The organism is Ammoniphilus resinae (assembly GCF_017873965.1).
GTDB classification, from domain to species: Bacteria; Bacillota; Bacilli; order Aneurinibacillales; family RAOX-1; genus Ammoniphilus_A; species Ammoniphilus_A resinae.
The window spans coordinates 30,406-47,447 of sequence record NZ_JAGGKT010000021.1; the positions used below are offsets into that span (position 1 = coordinate 30,406).

At 42.5% G+C, this 17,042-nt stretch carries 18 protein-coding genes; 5 read left to right on the plus strand and 13 right to left on the minus strand.

Going from position 1 to position 17,042, the window contains the following annotated elements; translation table 11 throughout:
- The first annotated feature begins 3 nt into the window (after positions 1 to 3).
- Positions 4 to 1,200 carry an amidohydrolase gene (locus J2Z37_RS21775; RefSeq protein WP_209812432.1) on the plus strand — a complete coding sequence of 399 codons (1,197 nt, stop codon included), beginning with the start codon at positions 4 to 6 and terminating at the stop codon, positions 1,198 to 1,200.
- On the opposite strand, the gene J2Z37_RS21780 is transcribed toward J2Z37_RS21775, so the two are convergent.
- Complete coding sequence (locus J2Z37_RS21780; RefSeq protein ID WP_209812433.1) at positions 1,194 to 2,048, minus strand: LysR family transcriptional regulator; 855 nt, start codon at positions 2,046 to 2,048, stop codon at positions 1,194 to 1,196. The genes J2Z37_RS21775 and J2Z37_RS21780 overlap by 7 nt on opposite strands.
- 135 nt (positions 2,049 to 2,183) lie before the next feature.
- Here J2Z37_RS21780 and J2Z37_RS21785 point away from each other — a divergent pair, with 135 nt between their 5' ends.
- A complete protein-coding gene (locus tag J2Z37_RS21785; RefSeq protein WP_209812434.1) occupies positions 2,184 to 3,152 on the plus strand; it encodes a DMT family transporter in 969 nt (322 codons plus the stop codon).
- 55 nt (positions 3,153 to 3,207) lie between these two features.
- On the opposite strand, the gene J2Z37_RS21790 is transcribed toward J2Z37_RS21785, so the two are convergent.
- Positions 3,208 to 3,669 (minus strand): hypothetical protein, encoded by a 462-nt coding sequence (locus tag J2Z37_RS21790; protein WP_209812435.1) that lies wholly within the window; start codon positions 3,667 to 3,669, stop codon positions 3,208 to 3,210.
- A gap of 168 nt (positions 3,670 to 3,837) precedes the next feature.
- On the opposite strand from J2Z37_RS21790, the gene J2Z37_RS21795 reads away from it, so the two are divergent.
- The 3 genes from J2Z37_RS21795 to J2Z37_RS21805 all read left to right on the plus strand — a co-directional run bounded on the left by J2Z37_RS21795 (position 3,838) and on the right by J2Z37_RS21805 (position 5,738).
- Entirely contained in the window at positions 3,838 to 4,134 is a 297-nt protein-coding gene (locus J2Z37_RS21795) for a hypothetical protein (protein ID WP_209812436.1), read from the plus strand.
- 201 nt (positions 4,135 to 4,335) lie between these two features.
- Entirely contained in the window at positions 4,336 to 5,058 is a 723-nt protein-coding gene (locus tag J2Z37_RS21800) for a hypothetical protein (protein ID WP_209812437.1), read from the plus strand.
- A 134-nt stretch (positions 5,059 to 5,192) separates the two neighbouring features.
- Positions 5,193 to 5,738, plus strand: a complete 546-nt coding sequence (locus tag J2Z37_RS21805; RefSeq protein ID WP_425340345.1) for an IclR family transcriptional regulator — start codon at positions 5,193 to 5,195, stop codon at positions 5,736 to 5,738.
- Between the two features lie 285 nt (positions 5,739 to 6,023).
- Here J2Z37_RS21805 and J2Z37_RS21810 read toward each other — a convergent pair whose 3' ends face one another.
- From J2Z37_RS21810 to J2Z37_RS21860, 11 genes are all read right to left on the minus strand, one after another.
- The gene (locus tag J2Z37_RS21810) at positions 6,024 to 7,307 is read right to left on the minus strand and encodes a TRAP transporter large permease (RefSeq protein ID WP_209812439.1); all 1,284 of its coding nucleotides are present in this window, start codon (positions 7,305 to 7,307) and stop codon (positions 6,024 to 6,026) included.
- Positions 7,307 to 7,834, minus strand: coding sequence for a TRAP transporter small permease (locus J2Z37_RS21815; protein WP_209812440.1), 528 nt, complete (start codon positions 7,832 to 7,834; stop codon positions 7,307 to 7,309). Before J2Z37_RS21815 ends, J2Z37_RS21810 begins: the two co-directional genes overlap by 1 nt.
- 67 nt (positions 7,835 to 7,901) lie before the next feature.
- Positions 7,902 to 8,969: a C4-dicarboxylate TRAP transporter substrate-binding protein gene (locus J2Z37_RS21820; RefSeq protein WP_209812441.1), complete on the minus strand. Its 1,068-nt coding sequence runs from the start codon at positions 8,967 to 8,969 to the stop codon at positions 7,902 to 7,904.
- A 92-nt stretch (positions 8,970 to 9,061) separates the two neighbouring features.
- On the minus strand, positions 9,062 to 10,849 hold the full coding sequence (locus J2Z37_RS21825; RefSeq protein WP_209812442.1) for a CoA-transferase: 1,788 nt from the start codon (positions 10,847 to 10,849) through the stop codon (positions 9,062 to 9,064).
- 17 nt (positions 10,850 to 10,866) lie between these two features.
- Positions 10,867 to 11,535 (minus strand): RraA family protein, encoded by a 669-nt coding sequence (locus tag J2Z37_RS21830; RefSeq protein ID WP_209812443.1) that lies wholly within the window; start codon positions 11,533 to 11,535, stop codon positions 10,867 to 10,869.
- A gap of 34 nt (positions 11,536 to 11,569) precedes the next feature.
- Positions 11,570 to 12,016 carry a MaoC/PaaZ C-terminal domain-containing protein gene (locus tag J2Z37_RS21835; protein WP_209812444.1) on the minus strand — a complete coding sequence of 149 codons (447 nt, stop codon included), beginning with the start codon at positions 12,014 to 12,016 and terminating at the stop codon, positions 11,570 to 11,572.
- Positions 12,013 to 12,795 (minus strand): IclR family transcriptional regulator, encoded by a 783-nt coding sequence (locus tag J2Z37_RS21840; RefSeq protein WP_209812445.1) that lies wholly within the window; start codon positions 12,793 to 12,795, stop codon positions 12,013 to 12,015. Before J2Z37_RS21840 ends, J2Z37_RS21835 begins: the two co-directional genes overlap by 4 nt.
- 62 nt (positions 12,796 to 12,857) lie before the next feature.
- Positions 12,858 to 13,376, minus strand: coding sequence for a MaoC family dehydratase (locus tag J2Z37_RS21845; protein ID WP_209812446.1), 519 nt, complete (start codon positions 13,374 to 13,376; stop codon positions 12,858 to 12,860).
- The gene (locus J2Z37_RS21850; protein ID WP_209812447.1) at positions 13,373 to 14,521 is read right to left on the minus strand and encodes a CaiB/BaiF CoA transferase family protein; all 1,149 of its coding nucleotides are present in this window, start codon (positions 14,519 to 14,521) and stop codon (positions 13,373 to 13,375) included. Before J2Z37_RS21850 ends, J2Z37_RS21845 begins: the two co-directional genes overlap by 4 nt.
- Positions 14,521 to 15,666: an ABC transporter substrate-binding protein gene (locus J2Z37_RS21855; protein ID WP_209812448.1), complete on the minus strand. Its 1,146-nt coding sequence runs from the start codon at positions 15,664 to 15,666 to the stop codon at positions 14,521 to 14,523. Before J2Z37_RS21855 ends, J2Z37_RS21850 begins: the two co-directional genes overlap by 1 nt.
- Before the next feature lie 146 nt (positions 15,667 to 15,812).
- Entirely contained in the window at positions 15,813 to 17,030 is a 1,218-nt protein-coding gene (locus J2Z37_RS21860) for an enolase C-terminal domain-like protein (protein ID WP_209812449.1), read from the minus strand.
- Positions 17,031 to 17,042: the final 12 nt, after the last annotated feature.

Genomic DNA, 17,042 nt, shown 5'->3' on the forward strand with positions numbered 1-17,042 from the left:
GTAATGATTTTAACGGAAATGATGGATAAATTGGAACAAAAAGAATCGCGGATGATTGAGATTCGACGTTACTTGCATGCACATCCTGAGCTTTCCTTTGAAGAAACAGAAACAGCTCATTATATTGAGGAATTTTACAAAAACGTTCATATCGACAAAATCGAAACCCATTTCGGCGGCCAGAATGGTGTCGTCGTGACCATTAACGGAAAGATGCCTGGTAAAACAATTGCTTTGCGGGCAGATTTTGATGCCCTTCCTATTAAAGAAGAAACCGGACTGCCATTTGCTTCGAAGAACCCAGGCGTGATGCACGCATGCGGTCATGATGGACATACAGCTTATATGTTAATTCTGGCTGAGACCTTGGCGGAAATGAAGGATGAACTGGAAGGTACAATTCAAATCATTCATCAACCGGCTGAAGAAAAATCTCCAGGCGGTGCACAAGGTATGATGAAGGCCGGCGTATTAGAGGATGTGGATGTGATCTTGGGTATTCACGTGATGTCCACCATGGAAACGGGAAAAATTTATTACCATGCTGGCAACACACAAACAGGACGTGCGGATTTCACCTTACGGATTCAAGGGAAAGGCGGACACGGATCTTCCCCCCATTTATCCAATGATGCGATTGTCGCGGGAAGTTCTTTTGTGATGAATCTGCAAACTATCGTTAGCCGGAGAATCAATCCTTTTGATACAGCGGTTGTTACCATTGGTTCTTTTGATGGGAAAGGGGTGAGCAATGTCATCAAAGACGCCGTTACACTCGAAGGAAATGTTCGCTACATGTCCGATGAAACAAAGGAAATCGTTGAAAAGGAAGTACGAAGATTAGCGCATGGACTTGACGAAACATTTGGTGTGACAACGGAATTGCAATATTCCAATGATTATCCTGTCCTCTATAATGATCCGGCAGTGACGGAACACGTCAGTCAAGTTTTAAAACAAGCGGATATAAAAGAAGTGACGGAAGTAGCGGAAACCACCCCACAGCCGCCATCTGAAGACTTTGCTTTTTACTTGCAAAAAAAGCGAGGTTGCTTCTTCTATGTCGGGGCCATGCCAGATGACGGTCCGTTTTATCCCCATCACAATCCGAAATTTGATATTAACGAAAAATCGTTGCTCATTAGCGCAAAAGCAATGGCTGCCGTGGCTTTGTCCTACTGTGGGAAATCGGCTCATTGAGGATTGGCTTCGATGGTCTCAATAAATTTTTCGATGGTTGAAGTTAAGAAAATGTCGGCTCTTCTGATGAAAACCGTTTTAATCTTACTGTATTGGTCTGGTAGTGTGTGACATTGGATGAGTTTACTTTGTTCCATATGGGTGACGACTGACTTGGGAACAAATGAAATGCCTAGTCCCTCGGCCACACTACGCAAGATGGTTTCTAATGTACCGAATTCCATCACTTTATGCGGGGTGGCGTCCTGGTCTTTAAACCAAGCTTTAAGACGCGCCCGGTATCCACACCCTTCACTAAAGCATAAGACCGGTTCCTCTTTCAACTCTTCCAGTGTGGTGGCACGCATGTCTGAAATGAGAACAAGCTCCTCTTGAAATACTTCATGGGAAATAAGATCCGGATGAAAGTTGGATTGTGTAACGAATGCTCCATCCAACTTATGATTCAATACTTCTTTTTCTAGTGTTTCCGTTACACCAGTATATAAAGACAAATCGACATTTTTATATTTCTTAATATAGGTAGACAATAATTTTGGTAAATGTATGACCGTTTCAACGGTTCCAATATCCAATTTTCCAGACGGTTCTTGATTACTTTGAACAGCTTTCTTCATTTCATCGGTTAGCAATAATATTTTTTTACTATAAGCTAATAGTTTTTTTCCTTCGGGTGTCAAACTCATCCCCCGACGATGCCGGTTAAACAAAGGAGTATTCAGCTCCGTTTCGAGCTTCTGTATTCTCGATGTAATATTCGATTGCACGTAACTAAATTCTTTGGCCGCTTCGGTAATCGTCCCCTTTTCCGCCACCATCTGAAAGATCTCTAAGTCCTTAAATTCCACGATCGACCCTCCCTTTCATCTCTATTTCTATGATATCAAAAAAAATGATGATAAACATTATTATTATTCATTTTACAGGATGCCCTTATAAGGAGATGATGTATAGGTCAACTTAGAGTCGGAGGTAGAGGGAAAGTGAGAAATAGTGTATTGTTAGGGGCCTTTTTATGTTTTATCGCGGCTGTATCGTGGGGAGCCATGTTTCCTGTAGCACATGCAGCTTTCAAACATATTGATCCCTTTTATTTTACAATCATTCGTTATGGATCGGTTACGATCATTCTGGTAGCCATCCTATTATGGAAAGAAGGAAAGCAGGCTTTTCGATGGGAAGGAAAAGTCCTTCCCTTATGGTTTTTCGGTACCATGGCGTTCGCGGTTTATAATCTACTTATTTTCTGGGGAGAAGATTTATTAGGGAAATCAGGCGTGATGGTGGCTTCCATTATGGAGTCGCTGATGCCGATGATTTCAATCGTGATTGGCTGGATGATGTATAAAAAGCGCCCCCATCCTTTCACATTAATCTGTGTGCTCGTTTCCTTTATTGGTGCCGTGTTCGTGATTACAAAAGGGGATCTTCAAGCCTTTCTTGGTACGACGGAGCATCTTGTACCTTCCTTGCTCATCTTGGTTGCCGTAATTGGCTGGGTGATTTACACGATGGGCGGCAGTGAGTTTCGCGGTTGGTCTGCTTTACGGTATTCCACGTTAAGCTGTTTACTTGGGACGATCACAGCCGTTGTAATTGTCGCAGTTGCAACGCTTGCTGGATCGATCACCGCGCCATCAGGAGAAGACCTCAAAGCGGCAAGTCCGCATTTGCTGTTTATGATCCTTTTCCCTGGTGTCATTGCGTTGCTTGGTTGGAACATCGGGGTAAGTCTATTATCCCCATTAAATGCATTACTATTTATTAATTTTGTTCCTGTTACAACACTCTTCATTTCGGTTATTCAAGGGAATCCCGTAACGATATTCGATCTACTTGGTACCGCCTTTATCATTATTTCCCTATTGTCTAATAATCTATTTGTAAGGATGTTGCAAAAGCAAAAGTCAACTCAGCCTGTTCGAACAGGCTTGCGTGAGCGTGTATCTTAACTTGCAATGCAAGCAGAAAAAAAGTAACGAACTCCTTTGGTCAGGGGCGTGATCGTTACTTTTTTCTTTTGAGTTTAAAATTACCATAATCGATAACGATGATCCTCCTATTTCTTAGACGTAAGTTATCCGCCTTAGGTTTACGGTTGCGAGTGATATCTATAGGTTTAATCCCATGTTTTTTAAACTTACGTTTAAGTTTTAGCAACCTTTTCTTGTATTTTTTCGAATCTGGAAACGGTGTATCTACTTTTTTCATGATGATCCAACCCCTTCCATGATCAAACACCTTGGCAAGGTGTTTTTTTACGGAAGATGAAGCCTTTTTATATATTCTACCTTCTTTTTTGTTACATTTAATCCCTTTAGGTCTCTTAGCTACCTTTAACACCTTATCGTGACTAATATCATAAACGACTCTCCACTTTCCTGATCCTATTACACTACTACTTTTTATAAGGCGTTTAATCCTCCCGCTCAATTTTTTAAAAATACTTCTCTTAATTCGATTACCCATCCTTCCTATCACCTCAGCTCGCCTTTTATATATTTTATTCAAGTCAAAACTAATAGATAAACATATTTCAGCGGATTATTTCGGATACCAATATGCTCATAATTTGTTAATAAATAAATTATAGGTAGATTACATCTTCGTACTATACTTCTCAAAAAGGAGAATAAAGTGGAAGATGAAAATGAATCTTTGGAGAAAGAGCACAAGCGTTGTGAAATGACTCGTTTCGTTATTGATGGACATGAATTAGAAACCATTACTTTTTCACAGAATGGCCATATGATGGTCCCCGCAACCATTTGGGACGAGCAAAAACAGGCCGTGGTTCTGCAACGGGAGGAGGATCAGTTAGTCCTTCCGTCAGGGAAAAGCCATGCTGCATTGTGTCTCGAAGACAAAAACAAATGGAAAAGGGATGAGCTATCTTTAACAACGATCAACGGTTATAGCGAATCACCGAGGTAGAAGCAGGCGGAGAGAGTCCCGATTAGCCAAATACTATTAAGATGGGAGAATTCACAAAGTTTCCCTAACCGAGGAAACGAGAAAGGCTGATCAGGAGGCACTGAACGGGGAAAAAACACGGAAAATACACCATTACTATGGCCGAATACCGTTCCTATACATAACACTTTTTCATACCCTATTAACAAATTTTAATAGGAGATGAGAACCAATATGGGCATAAGAGGGCCAAAATGCTTTACAGCAACGCATACCCCCTCTGCAATAATAGGGACTATTGATGTAAACAACCCATTTGTAACGGTTTTTGAAGATACAACAATGAATCATAATAAAATACTTTTTACAGTTCGAAATTTATCTATCACAGAAACCTTTACCGTCACAATTCACACAGATTCCGATGATCCCGATCCGATTATAGTGCCGCCAAATCCGGATGAGCCAGCAGCACTCGATAGCAATGAAACCTCCGTGCAAGTTGAAAATGCAAGGCTGATTACAATCAGTTCTACTCATAATACTGATGATCAACCTAATTTTCAGTTCAGTGTTACCAAAACCTTTTGTATCTGTTGCCAGGGGAGACAATGTTCAATTGATACCCATACATTCAACAACACAATAGGGGTACCAGCAGGTAGCTCTAGAACCGTCTTTCAAGATCTTACTACCAACCATAATAAGACTATTGTTAGACTTAGTATCACCCAAGTAGAAGGAGCAGTACTCAGCAACGCAGGGATTACTGCCACATTCCGAACGGATCTGGTCACAGAGAATAGAACGATCTTCAATTTCCAACCCTTAATTATTCAATGGGAAGATTTGCGAGAGATAACACTTACCCCTCTAGCCGATCCTGGTGGTTCCTTTAATGTTGCCGTAGAATATCAAAAAACCTTCTGCATCTGTTGCCCATGAGGAAGTGCGTAAGAGTTTGTGGTATTTCCTGGGATAATAGGGAAACTAGCTGGATTCTGATAAGGGTACATTCAAAAAATAGGGGAAGTCAAGTCGCGAATCGCTCGGATTCGTGACTAGCTAGCATGAATATCATGGGGACCTACCGGAAGATCTATAATAGTATTGATATTAGAAGAGTGGCACTACCTTATATGCAAGAATTAGCAGGGAAGTATGGAGAGACCTCTTATCTAACAACAATCGATTATTCAAAATATGAAGGGATTGTTCTTGAAAAAATTGAATCAAATAAGACTTTGATTGTCGTCCGTCCAGTTGGCAGTAACTTTCCTTTATATGCCTCCGCTACAGGAAAGTCACTTTTATCAGGTTTAACAGATGAGGAGCTAGACAATTACTTTGAACATGTCCAACTTATTCCGTTTACCGAAAGGACACTAGCCTCGAGGGAAAAATTAAAAGAGGAAATTGAACTGATTAGACATCGCGGATATGCAACTACTCATGAGGAAATGGGAGACGGTGCCTCAGCCATTAGTTCTCCGATTCGTAACTATCAAGATAAAGTTGTTGCTGCTATAAGCCTTGCAGGACCTTCCCAAAGAATGATGGATCAAATTCCCTACATAGTCCCAGAAGTTAAGTCTATAGCGGAAATGATTTCAAAAGTCTTATAACACTTTAATTATGGAAATCACCAAAATCCAAAAAAACACTTGCTATCAATAAAAGTTGCGATTTTGCTCTTAACGGGAGCATGTAATACCCATACCTCTTTAGGAGTCCGGCAAAAGTGGCAAAGCCAATAGAGACTTGAAAAAAGATGAAAGCCAGCGCATATAGACGCTGGCTGGTAGTTAAGGATTATAGGCTTAGTGCTAACCACCCTTTAGACGGGTGGTTTGATTTTTGGGTTGCTTTGAGCATTTTCTTTACTCACCAGAAGATAAAAGCCTTTCTTTCTATTCCATGAGTAAATTCGGTAAAAAGGTAGTTATCGATGGAATGTAGACGAGAATAAACAGCACGACTATAACCGCTATGACAAACGGCCAGATTTGCTTCGTATAAGCCGTTGTCGTGATTCCATTCAAGGTACTTACCGTATACATCATCGTTCCGAGTGGTGGGGTAATTCCTCCAATGGTCAGATTCAACACCATTGCAACTCCAAAGGCAACTGGATCGATTCCCAATTGATTAATAATGGGCATTAAGAGCGGAGTCATAATGATCAAATTCGCAGTACCCTCTACAAAGCATCCTAATATAAGCAAGGAAACGGTTATGATAAATAAGATGACATACGGATTCGAGGAAAAGGATATCATCATTTCAGCAGCTTTGTGCGGAATCCGCTCCCAAGAAAGCATACGACCAAATGTGGAGGCAGCTGCTACAATCAGCATGATGACTCCAGTGATTCGAACCGTACTCGCCAATACATGTGCCAAGTCCTTTAATTTCATCGTACGATAAATAAAGAAACCTACAATTAGCGCATAAACAACAGCCATGGCTGCTGCTTCCGTATGAGTGAAAACTCCAAAGCGAATTCCTCCGACAATAAGTACTGGGAGTAACAGCGCCCAGAAGGCTTTGGCAAAGGAATCCCACATTTCCTTCGGTGATGCGATTTTCTCACGTGATGGCTTATAGCCTCGTTTTCTTGCTGTAATATGAACGGTGATCATGAGTGCAAGACAAAGCAGTATGCCTGGTAAAATCCCACCAATGAACAATTTACCAATGGAAACATCAGCTAGAAAACCGAACAAAATGAGGCCAATTCCAGGGGGAATAATTGGACCGATAATTGAACCTGCAGCTGTTAACGCCGATGACCATGCCCGGTCATAACCGCGCTTTACCATCTCAGGAACCAAGGTCTTAGAAATGGCTGCTGCATCTGCATTCGAGGATCCAGAGAGGCCACCCATTAATGTGTTTGTGAGGACATTTACATGGGCTAAACCACCAGTCAAGTGACCGACAAAAGCTTCTGCAAAACGAATCAGGCGTGCTGTCATGCCTCCTGCATTCATCAACTCACCAGCTAGGATGAAAAATGGGATAGCTAGCAGCGGAAAAGACTCGATCCCGGTAACAAATGCCTGAAAAACAAGCTGTGTCGGAACGGAATCATTCGTTAAATAATAAAGTAGCGTGGCGCCCGCAATGGCAATGGCCACCGGCATCCCTAGGGCCACGATGACAGCTAATACCCCTAATGACAAGCCAACCATTATAACGCCTCCTCCACATTTGGTTTATTCCGTTCTTCAAGCTTTGCTAAATCATTAGATAACACTATTTTGATATCTGAGATGATATGGCCTAAAACTCGGATGAACATCAGTCCAAAACCGATCGGCAAAGCCAGGTACACTACCGTATAATGCATCTGAAGCATTCCCGTCAGCTTTTTCCACCCTAAATCCCAAGCAAAATCCCATCCTCGAACACTAAAATCGACTAATAAGTACAGCATAACGATATTCATCAGTACTTCCAGGATAATCCTTGGTTTAACCGGTATCATCTGGACTAAAAAATCAATACTCGGATGTAATTTATGCCTAGCAGCCGCTCCGACTCCAAACATAACCATCCAAACAAATAAAATGGTAGAAATTTCACTAACCCATCCAACGGGGGCATTGAAAATATACCGCAAAACAACATTCAGAAAGACAAAAATGACAATCCCAGCCAAACAGATCCCGCCCAAAAACTCTTCAAGGTAGTTCCAGGCCCAGCGCAAGATTTTCATCTCGTTAATCCCCCCTTTTCATGAATCCTTCCCGGCTCATCCACCGGGAAGGTCTAAATCCAAATGATTATTTCTTAAGCAATTCTTGAATAGTATCGTATAGACCAGGAGACCATTGGTCAAACTTCGTATAAACGACTTTTGTAGCTTCACGGAAAGCATCTACATCCACGTCTTCGACGAATTTAACACCCTGTTCTTCTAACTTCGTTTTCCATTCGGCTGTCTGTTCAATCGCTGCTTTCGATTCTTCTTCCCCAAACTTCTGGAATTCTTCAACCAAGATCTGTTGAATATCAGCCGGTAGGCTGTTAAAGTAATCTGCTCCGATTACAAACCCAGTCAATGCTTTAAAGTGACCTGTCATCGAAATGACCTTCGCATTTTCATATAGTTTCGATCCATAAATGGTTGATAATGGAGCTTCAGCAGCATCAACTACACCACTGGATAGACCTGTATAAACTTCAGACCACTGTAATTCTGTTGGAGTCGCTCCCATTGCAGCAATGGTTTCCTTCCACATTACATTCGGTGGGATACGCAGCTTAACACCTTTTAAATCTTCCGGCTTGCGAAATTCTTTATTACTGATGATATGACGTTCACCGAAATACCAGTTTAGCGCAAGAACCTTGAAGCCTTTTTGCTCCATTTGAGAACTGATCCCTTTGTACCAATCAGAACTTGTAATCTTCGCATAATCATCTGGAGAATCTACAAGGAATGGCCCATTAAGAACACCGATATCTGGAACATAGTCCTGCCAGTAACCTGTATCCCCGTGTCCAATAACAGGAGCTCCAGCTAAAATTTGCTCATAGGTATCCTTATTAGAACCTAAGCTAGAATTTGGATATACTTCAATCTCAACCTGGCCATTCGTCCGTTCCTTCACCTTGTCTGCCAATTTTTTAGCATAAACATTGATCGGTTCATTATCGGCGATAACAGTACCCAACTTAATAACGTACTTTTCTTGGCTTCCTTCTTCCTTTTTCTCAGCAGATGAATTATTATTAGTAGTGTTTTGATCTTGTTTCTGGTCGCTGCTCGATGACGATCCACCGCAACCGGCTGTGACCAGGGACAATACGAGTACCGTTAACATGCTTAAGTAACTTGCTTTTTTCATTTTACGACTTCCCCCTTATCATTTTCTAATGTTTCATTCATCAAAAATCTTTCAAACCGCTCTAATATAGTTTAGATCACCTCCCCAAAAGCTTAGATGGATAGAGAGAATAGCGTTTTTCCAAATAGAAGCTTCTGCTCTTTTTGGAGAATTTGTTCAATCCATTCTAATCGTTCTTGACCTGCCATAAATTCCAATTTACGGAATCCAAATGGATCAATTTCCTTACGGATCAACCGCAGCTGTTCCTTTGATGGCGGTGTTGTTTCTTGGAGATCTGGACTAACCTGTAATGCAAATCCAGTATTGGCTTGAACATCCTCTAGATCGATCCCCGGATGAATATGCGTGAGAACAAGCTGACGAGAAGTTCTGTCCAATTCAAATACTCCATAGTTGGTAACCGTTTTCAACACTCCATCTGCTAGATGGACACTTTCTCTTTCGTCCTTGGTCACGAAGTGTCTATTTCCACTAACGAAATCAACAACATCGACCATTCGCTTCTGATCCTGACGGGTGATGTAAAAGAGAGAGTTATGATGGAAATTAATCACATCCGCTAATCCAGCCTGGCCCGGAAGCCTGACCTTGATCCGTTCCGCCTTTCTGATCAAGGAATTATTAATTCTTCCATGTTGATCCATCTGAGCCGTAGAACCGAACTCGACAGAAACCAAGCTTTTTTGATAAAGCCATTGCCATAAATCTTCAATCGCCCAATGAGAGCTGCTAGATTGATAGGCAAAAACCTCGGCTAATGATAATGTGATTGGATAAGCTGGAATATCGTTAAGCCCAGTGAAAGGAATCAACACCACATTTGGAACGTGCGTTTTCTTCGCTAACAAATAAGCAACCATCGATAATGGGGTATTCGATCCAACCGTGCTTACGACACCATCCTTAACTTCCTTGGCTAACAGACAAGCCATCAACTCATCCATGTGAAAGGGTTCTTCCTCGTCTGCCGAATCACTTGCAGATTGCCGCAATTGACTCTCAAACTGTTTGATTTCTATTTTCGTAAAGCGCTTTAATTTCCCTAATCGATCCCCCAGCACTTCTCCATCTGGCTGTTGGATTTGGTGGTAATTTTGATCCATTTTCGCAGTTTGCATCGCGTGTTGGAGCTGCCAATAATCTGCGATGTAATAGGGCAAACACGAGGACGGGTAAGCCCCTCCGGAAACCTGGCAGATTCGATTGATCAGGAAGTGGGGAATAATCACACCTCGAGGATCTGCATCCAGCTTTCCTTCTGGTACAATTTCCTCAACACTGACAAACGTTTGTTTAGATGCGCCGATTAATAAGCGATCCATTCCTTGCGATCCAAGTATTTGGATATTTCCTTTTTCATCCGCTTTTTGTGCATGAATCAGTGCCACATCAGGCTGAAACCCACGCATTAAGCCAAGTGTTTCACCGGTAAAAGGACATTCCATCACTTTATAGTAATCGGTTTCCTCATGGAAGCCTGATCCTACTGGTGGTTTCAATGGCAGATAAGGAACATTTTGCCGTCCGGCCTCCAATGCCTGTGTCATTTGCAGTGCGGTCCACTCTTCCCACTCTATCTCTCCATTTTCAATCGCTTTGCGAAAGAAGGGAGAGAGTCCAAACAAATCCATACTGGCGAAACTGAATATCACTTTCTTCACCAATTTGGCAGCAATGAGTTGATCTAAGGCCAACCCGCTGCAATGAGTAAGAACTGTTAGATTCTTGACTCCCTTTTTGACCAGTCCGTCAACAAGTGCCACAGGGATTCGCACAAACCAGAATCCCCCAATTGCAACCGTATCCCCATCCTGAATCTGGGACAGCATCCCTTCCATCGTGTCAAGCTTTACAGGATGTTGATGAAGGTAATCCATTTAAGATCCCCCTTTGATTAGAACCACCCATGCTTATAGTAAGAATCTAATGGATGGATCCCATTCTGCACATCATTTCGCACATGATTCTCGGTGGCAACCAATTCCTCTGCTCGAAGTAAAACATCCTGTGCTGCATCCTTCGGTACGACTAGCACTCCATCCTTATCTCCTACAATGATATCATCCGGATGGATGGATACATTCTGAATTCGAATCGGTACATTGTATTCTTTTAAGCACCATCTTCCCATAATATCAGCAGGTGTCGTATATAGATGGAAAACGGGAAGTCCAAGCTTCTGAATATAGTCTACATCCCTCACTCCACCGTAAATGACAGCACCTACTCCTCCGCGTGCTTTAATGGTTGTTGCCGAGAGTTCCCCTAAGTGCGAGCAGGTGTCATCATTGGGCTGGCTGATCACAATATTGTGTTTTTGGACATCGCCCAGCATTTTTAACATCGGTACGAAGACGACCTCCGGGTCCTCCGAATGAGTTGCCTCCCCTCTTACCGTAAGGGCTGTACCGCATAATTTCGCATCTGCTGTCAAACCCTTTAGCTCTTTTGGGAGCACTTGATCATGAAACCCCAGAAGATCCAAGGCATCCGAAATCGCTCCGGTGTAGATCTTCGAAAAACGTTCGATCATTTCTTCTAATGGAATCGCTATTGTTGTCATTGCTGTTCCCTCCTTCTTTTTCGGATGAACAAAACTATGCATTTTTCTTTTCTACTAAATATAGATGCTCACAAGCCAGCACTACTTCATTTCTTTGGTTAAATACTTCAACTAATTCACTGACGATTCCAAAATTAGGCCTTTTTGGACTATCCTTCTTTTCTTTGATTGTAGCTCTTACTCGGATGGAATCTCCGATAAATACGGGCTTAATGAACCGCAGGCGTTCATAGCCATAAGAGAAAGCCACCGGGTTGATCTCCCCTGCAGTCATCCCTACTGCAACGCTGAAGATCAACGTCCCATGGGCAATTCGCTGTCCAAATTCCTGTGTTTTACACCATTCGGCATCCATATGGTGGGGGTAAAAGTCCCCTGTTTGTCCCGCATGGATCACAATATCTGTTTCGGTAATGGTCCTTCCTGTCGAGTCACGATAAAACCCAATCTCGTAATCCTCAAAATAGATCTCCTTGCTCATGAACTCACTCCCATCGCCTTGTTAATTGTTTCTGCGCATTTTCTCAGTTCCTGTAGCAGCTCCTCTTTATAATCAGGATTATCTGGAGGAGTTAAATAAGGAATTGCCAACGCCGCACCTATACCAATTTTTGGATTCCCAACTAATACAGAAATATCTTTGATTCCCTGTAGTGTTTCATTCTCTGATGAAGCATGACCCTCTTTTCTTATCTGTTCCAATTTGCCGCGGAATTCCAGCTTTTGCTTCGGACTCATAGCCTGATATTCTTCATTGCCAGCAAGCTCAGCATCCAATTTATCAGCTGACATCTGAGAAAGCAGCAATCTCCCGGAAACCGTCCGAATGATTGAGAAATAGGCACCCACTTCAACAGAAACTCGCAATTTTTCTGGGCTTTCTGCTTGTGATAGAACCACCAATTTACCATGCTGAAGTACGCTCAGATGACAGGATTCCCGTACAGTTCTAGACAACTCCCACATCGGTTTATAGGCTACTCTTGTCAGTTGTTCTACCGGAGAATGGTTATGAGCCAGCTCAAACAATTTAAGAGAGAGGGTATAGTTTCCAGAAAAGTCGTCTTTATTGATGTACCCTCTTCTTTCTAAACAATCTACCATTCTAAACAACTCACTACTTGTCTTCTCCAACGATTTAGACAGATCTGTAAGAGACAGTGGCATCTGTGCATTGGATAAGGCTTCAAGAATATCAAGGCCTTTTTCTAATGCAGGAACGCGATAGTTGTTATGATTTGCTTTGCTTTGTACCTTCATCATCTCCACCCCATCTACTAGCTACTATTCAATCGATATAGTAACTTTAGCTAAAACAAGAGCTACTCTTTCTTTTCGACGAGATCCTGCCAAGCCTCTGGGTTTCGGTATTTCACTGTTTGCAAATGCTCACAGTACAATACCAGCTCTCCTTCATTTTTAAACACTTCATAACTCACTTTTACTAATCCTAAATCTTTATATTTGGGGCGCTTTTCCAGATGTGTCCGGACCGTATAGATGGTATCCCCAATGAAAACAGGTTTTATAAAACGTAGCTTGTCATACCCATAGCTGAAAGTGTTGATATTGTTGTGAGCCATCAATCCGAGACCTACACTAAATACAAAAGCTCCAGCTACTAAGCGGCGTCCAAAGATTCCCTCTTCTTTGGCGAAGGTTTCATCTGCCACGTAAGGGTGGAAATCCATCACCAAGCCATTAAACAACATACTTTCCCCTTCAGAAATGGTGCGGCGAATAGAGCGATCTTTTTGACCTACTACAAACTCTTCATACATCCAATTCTCTTTATTCCAAACAGGGATTTCTTCATGGATTCTTTGATTAGTAGTACTCATGCTTTACCTCCAATTTGCTGTTCTATGAGCGAGTTGTGTTCTCCCAACCGTGGAGCACCGAGCGGTGATTGATAAATATTCCCATCAATACGGATCGGACAACGCGTTGTGACCATGTTGACACCCTCGCCACGGCTAACCTCCTGAGTCATTTGTAAAGCCTTAAAGCCCTCGTGCTCCATTAAGCGATCCCATGTGAATACATCTGAACACCAAATATCTGCAGGTTCTAAAATATTCAACCATTCCTGTGTGGTTTTTCCCTTCAGGTGCTCTACTAGAATCCCTTTGATTTCATCACGATGTGAAAACCAGGTAGATGTATCTTGAAAGACTAACAACGCCTCACATTCAAGAAGCTCTCCTAATTGAGGTACAGATCCCATTGCTAAGGAAATATAGCCATCCTTCGTCTGATAGATTCCATAGGGCGCACCCAGATAGGCGTGTGCACTATTCACAGAACTACGCTGAGGTAAGCGATTACCATCGTTCAAATAGGTTGTGAATACTTCGAACTGAAAATCTAGCACGGATTCCATCAAACTAACCTCAACCAAGCCGCCCTTCCCTATTACCCCACGACGTACGAGGCAACCAAGGATTCCTTGGACCAAATAAGCACCGGTGAACATATCTGCTGCAGCTAATCCCATGGGTACAGGTGGCTGATCAGCATCTCCATTTAACCAGGCGAGCCCTGAAAGTGATTGGACTAACAAATCTTGTCCTGGCTTATCTTTCCACGGTCCTTCTGTGCCATAACCGGTCACCGAGGCATAGACTAAACGCGGATTGATTTCTTTTACCTTTTCATAGTCCAAACCAAGCTTTTCCATGACGCCTGGGCGATAATTTTCGATGAGGACATCGGCTTGCATGATCAGCTGTTTGACCTTTTCTAGATTCTCTGAGTTTTTTAGATTTACAGCGTAACTCTCCTTATTGCGGTTAATCGTGTGGAAAAGGGTGCTATCGCCATCCAACACCATATTGTTCAGCTTCAGCTGACGGCAGAGATCGCCTACTCCCTCCCGTTCAATCTTGATCACTCTCGCACCCATATCTGCCAGCCGCAGTGCAGCGGCTGGTCCAGCTAAAAACTGGCTAAAATCTAATACTAGCAGTCCTTCAAGCGGTTTCATCATCGGTTAACCTTAGATTCCTGATAGAGTTCCTGCAGCTTCTCTAAAACTTGCCTTGGATTCCCGCCATTGCGAACATAACTCTGCATAATATCTCCGGCATTGTCCTGGAAGTGCAAATATCCATTGTAGCGAGGGCGCAGATAGGCACGATCATGGGCTGCTAGTGTACCGCTAAAAAATTGACGGGTATTTTCATTGACTCTTTCATTAACCCAAGCAGAGCGATGACCGGGTTGTCCTCCATTTTCCACGTAAACCGTCCTCTGACATTCCGGACTCGCAGTATATTGAGCATACGCTAAAGCGGTTTCAAGATTCTTCGTTTTTGAGGAGATAGCTAGTCCAGTTCCGCCGAGTGTCGAGCGAAGTCTGCCATGCTCCCCAATCTTCACCATATCCGTAAAGGTTAATGGATGTTGGGCATATCCTGGTCTTGAGTAGTTTGAGTAACTGAAAGCAAATGGGCAATAATAAAGATCATCTCTTGTCGAAAGCGCTTCATATACTTTAATTGGATTCCATTGATACACCTCAGGTGTACAAAGATTCGTCAACTCTCTCAGTTGCTCTAGTACACGAATCCCCATTTCCTCACTGATAAAGTGATCCCCTAGGAAAGGCTCTTCCCCTTGTGACACACAGAGCATGTAATAATTCATCACCGTATCTACCGGTATAGCGGGTAGGGCAACTTTTCCCTGCTTCGCTAAAGAGATCAAATCCTCCCAGGTTTCAGGCACTTCCATTCCATCCCGTTCAAATAAATCCTTCCTATATGAAGCAACGGGTGTTGCAGCATCAATTGCTAATGCGTATTGGTTCCCATTGGAGATATAACTCTCATGAGATTTCCCCACACTATTTTCTGCTTGATCCTGCATAAATTCTTCCGGCAAATATTGATTAAAAGGAACAAGAACATCATGACTGGCTGCAAATCCAGCCCATGGATGATCAATTACCAGCAGGTCATAGCTCTCTGCTAGCTTACCGATTGGATAATCCGCAAATTCCTGTAGTGACCTCTTCTCCCAGTGGATTTCTACACCTGGATGAGTTTCAGCAAATCGTTGTGCAGTTGCAACAACTGGAATGAAGCCACGGCTATGATTCCAGGTAATCCCCTTTAGTACAACTCCCATTCGTGCCCCCTCCTTTATTCAGGAATTTTAAAAGTAGTTAATATATAAAAAATATTTTTATATATAAAATTTTATTAAATCATGATTATTTTGTAAAGTTTAATTTAATGTAAAAAGTAAATAAATTACGTCTTTGTACACAACTGTTACCGATGATCTGCCCAATTGCTGTTTGGAACTAAAGCGTACCAATCAGGTCTTCCTGGATCTCGGTCATACGGATAGCCGCCCAATTGTAGGTAGAGCTCCGCATATTGATTCAATTTATCACGATCAAGAGTTACTCCTAACCCAGGCTGATCAGGAACGCGAATTTTCCCTCCGCAATACTCCATCTTTCCGCCCACAATTACGTCGTCTACTAAATGGTGATAATGTGCATCGGCCGAGAAGGTCAGATTCGGAATCACAGCGCCTAAATGAAGCATCGTTGCAAGTTGGATGCCGAGCTCCCCAGATGAATGGACGGCCACACCTAACTGAAAGGTTTCACAAATCCCTGCAGCTTTAATACAAGGACGGATTCCACCCCAAAAAGTTGTATCTAAAAGAATCACATCAACTGCTGGATTTAGAATATTGGCCGACAGCTGTTCAAAATTAACAACTACCGTATTCGTTGCCATGGGAATTCTCACATTTTCCCGTACTCTTCGCATCCCATTTAAGCCCCAGGTTGGGTCTTCAAAAAAGTCATTGTTGATACCTTCAATTGCATGTCCAAAATGGATACTCTCTTCGACGCTTAGAGCTCCATTGGGATCATAGCGGTAACTATCATTCGGAAATGCATTAGCTAAGGCTAAGTAACACTCCAACTCATATTTGGGATTAAATACACCGGACTTTAGCTTATGTGAGGTAAAGCCATACCTTTCTTTCAAATCCTTGGCATGCTCAATCAACTGATCAATGGTGCGCACTTCTCCTGCACCCGTTTTCTCGTTCGGGTATCTATAGAAAAGATAGCTTGCAAATGGGACATCATCACGAAGCTTTCCACCTAACAACTGATACACCGGAACCCCTAACTTTTTCCCGATAATATCCAGGCACGCAAACTCTAAAGCAGCATGTAATTGAGTCCGGTTATTGTAGAGGCTGGCAGTAGGATTACAAATTTTAAACCGCATGGCTTCTAAATCGAAGGGATCATGACCTACCAAATAATTTTTCAGACTTTGGAAGGCGAGCTCTGCACTTTCTCCGCCACCACCCATTTCTCCTAAGCCCACAATCCCCTCATCGGTTTCTACCTCAATGATGGTCCGCACAAATCTCCCCCAGTGGGCACCATTACTATGTCGCAATGGCGCTTCTAAGGGCATGGTCACAGTAGTCGCTTTGATATCTACAATTTTCATTGACTAGCCCCT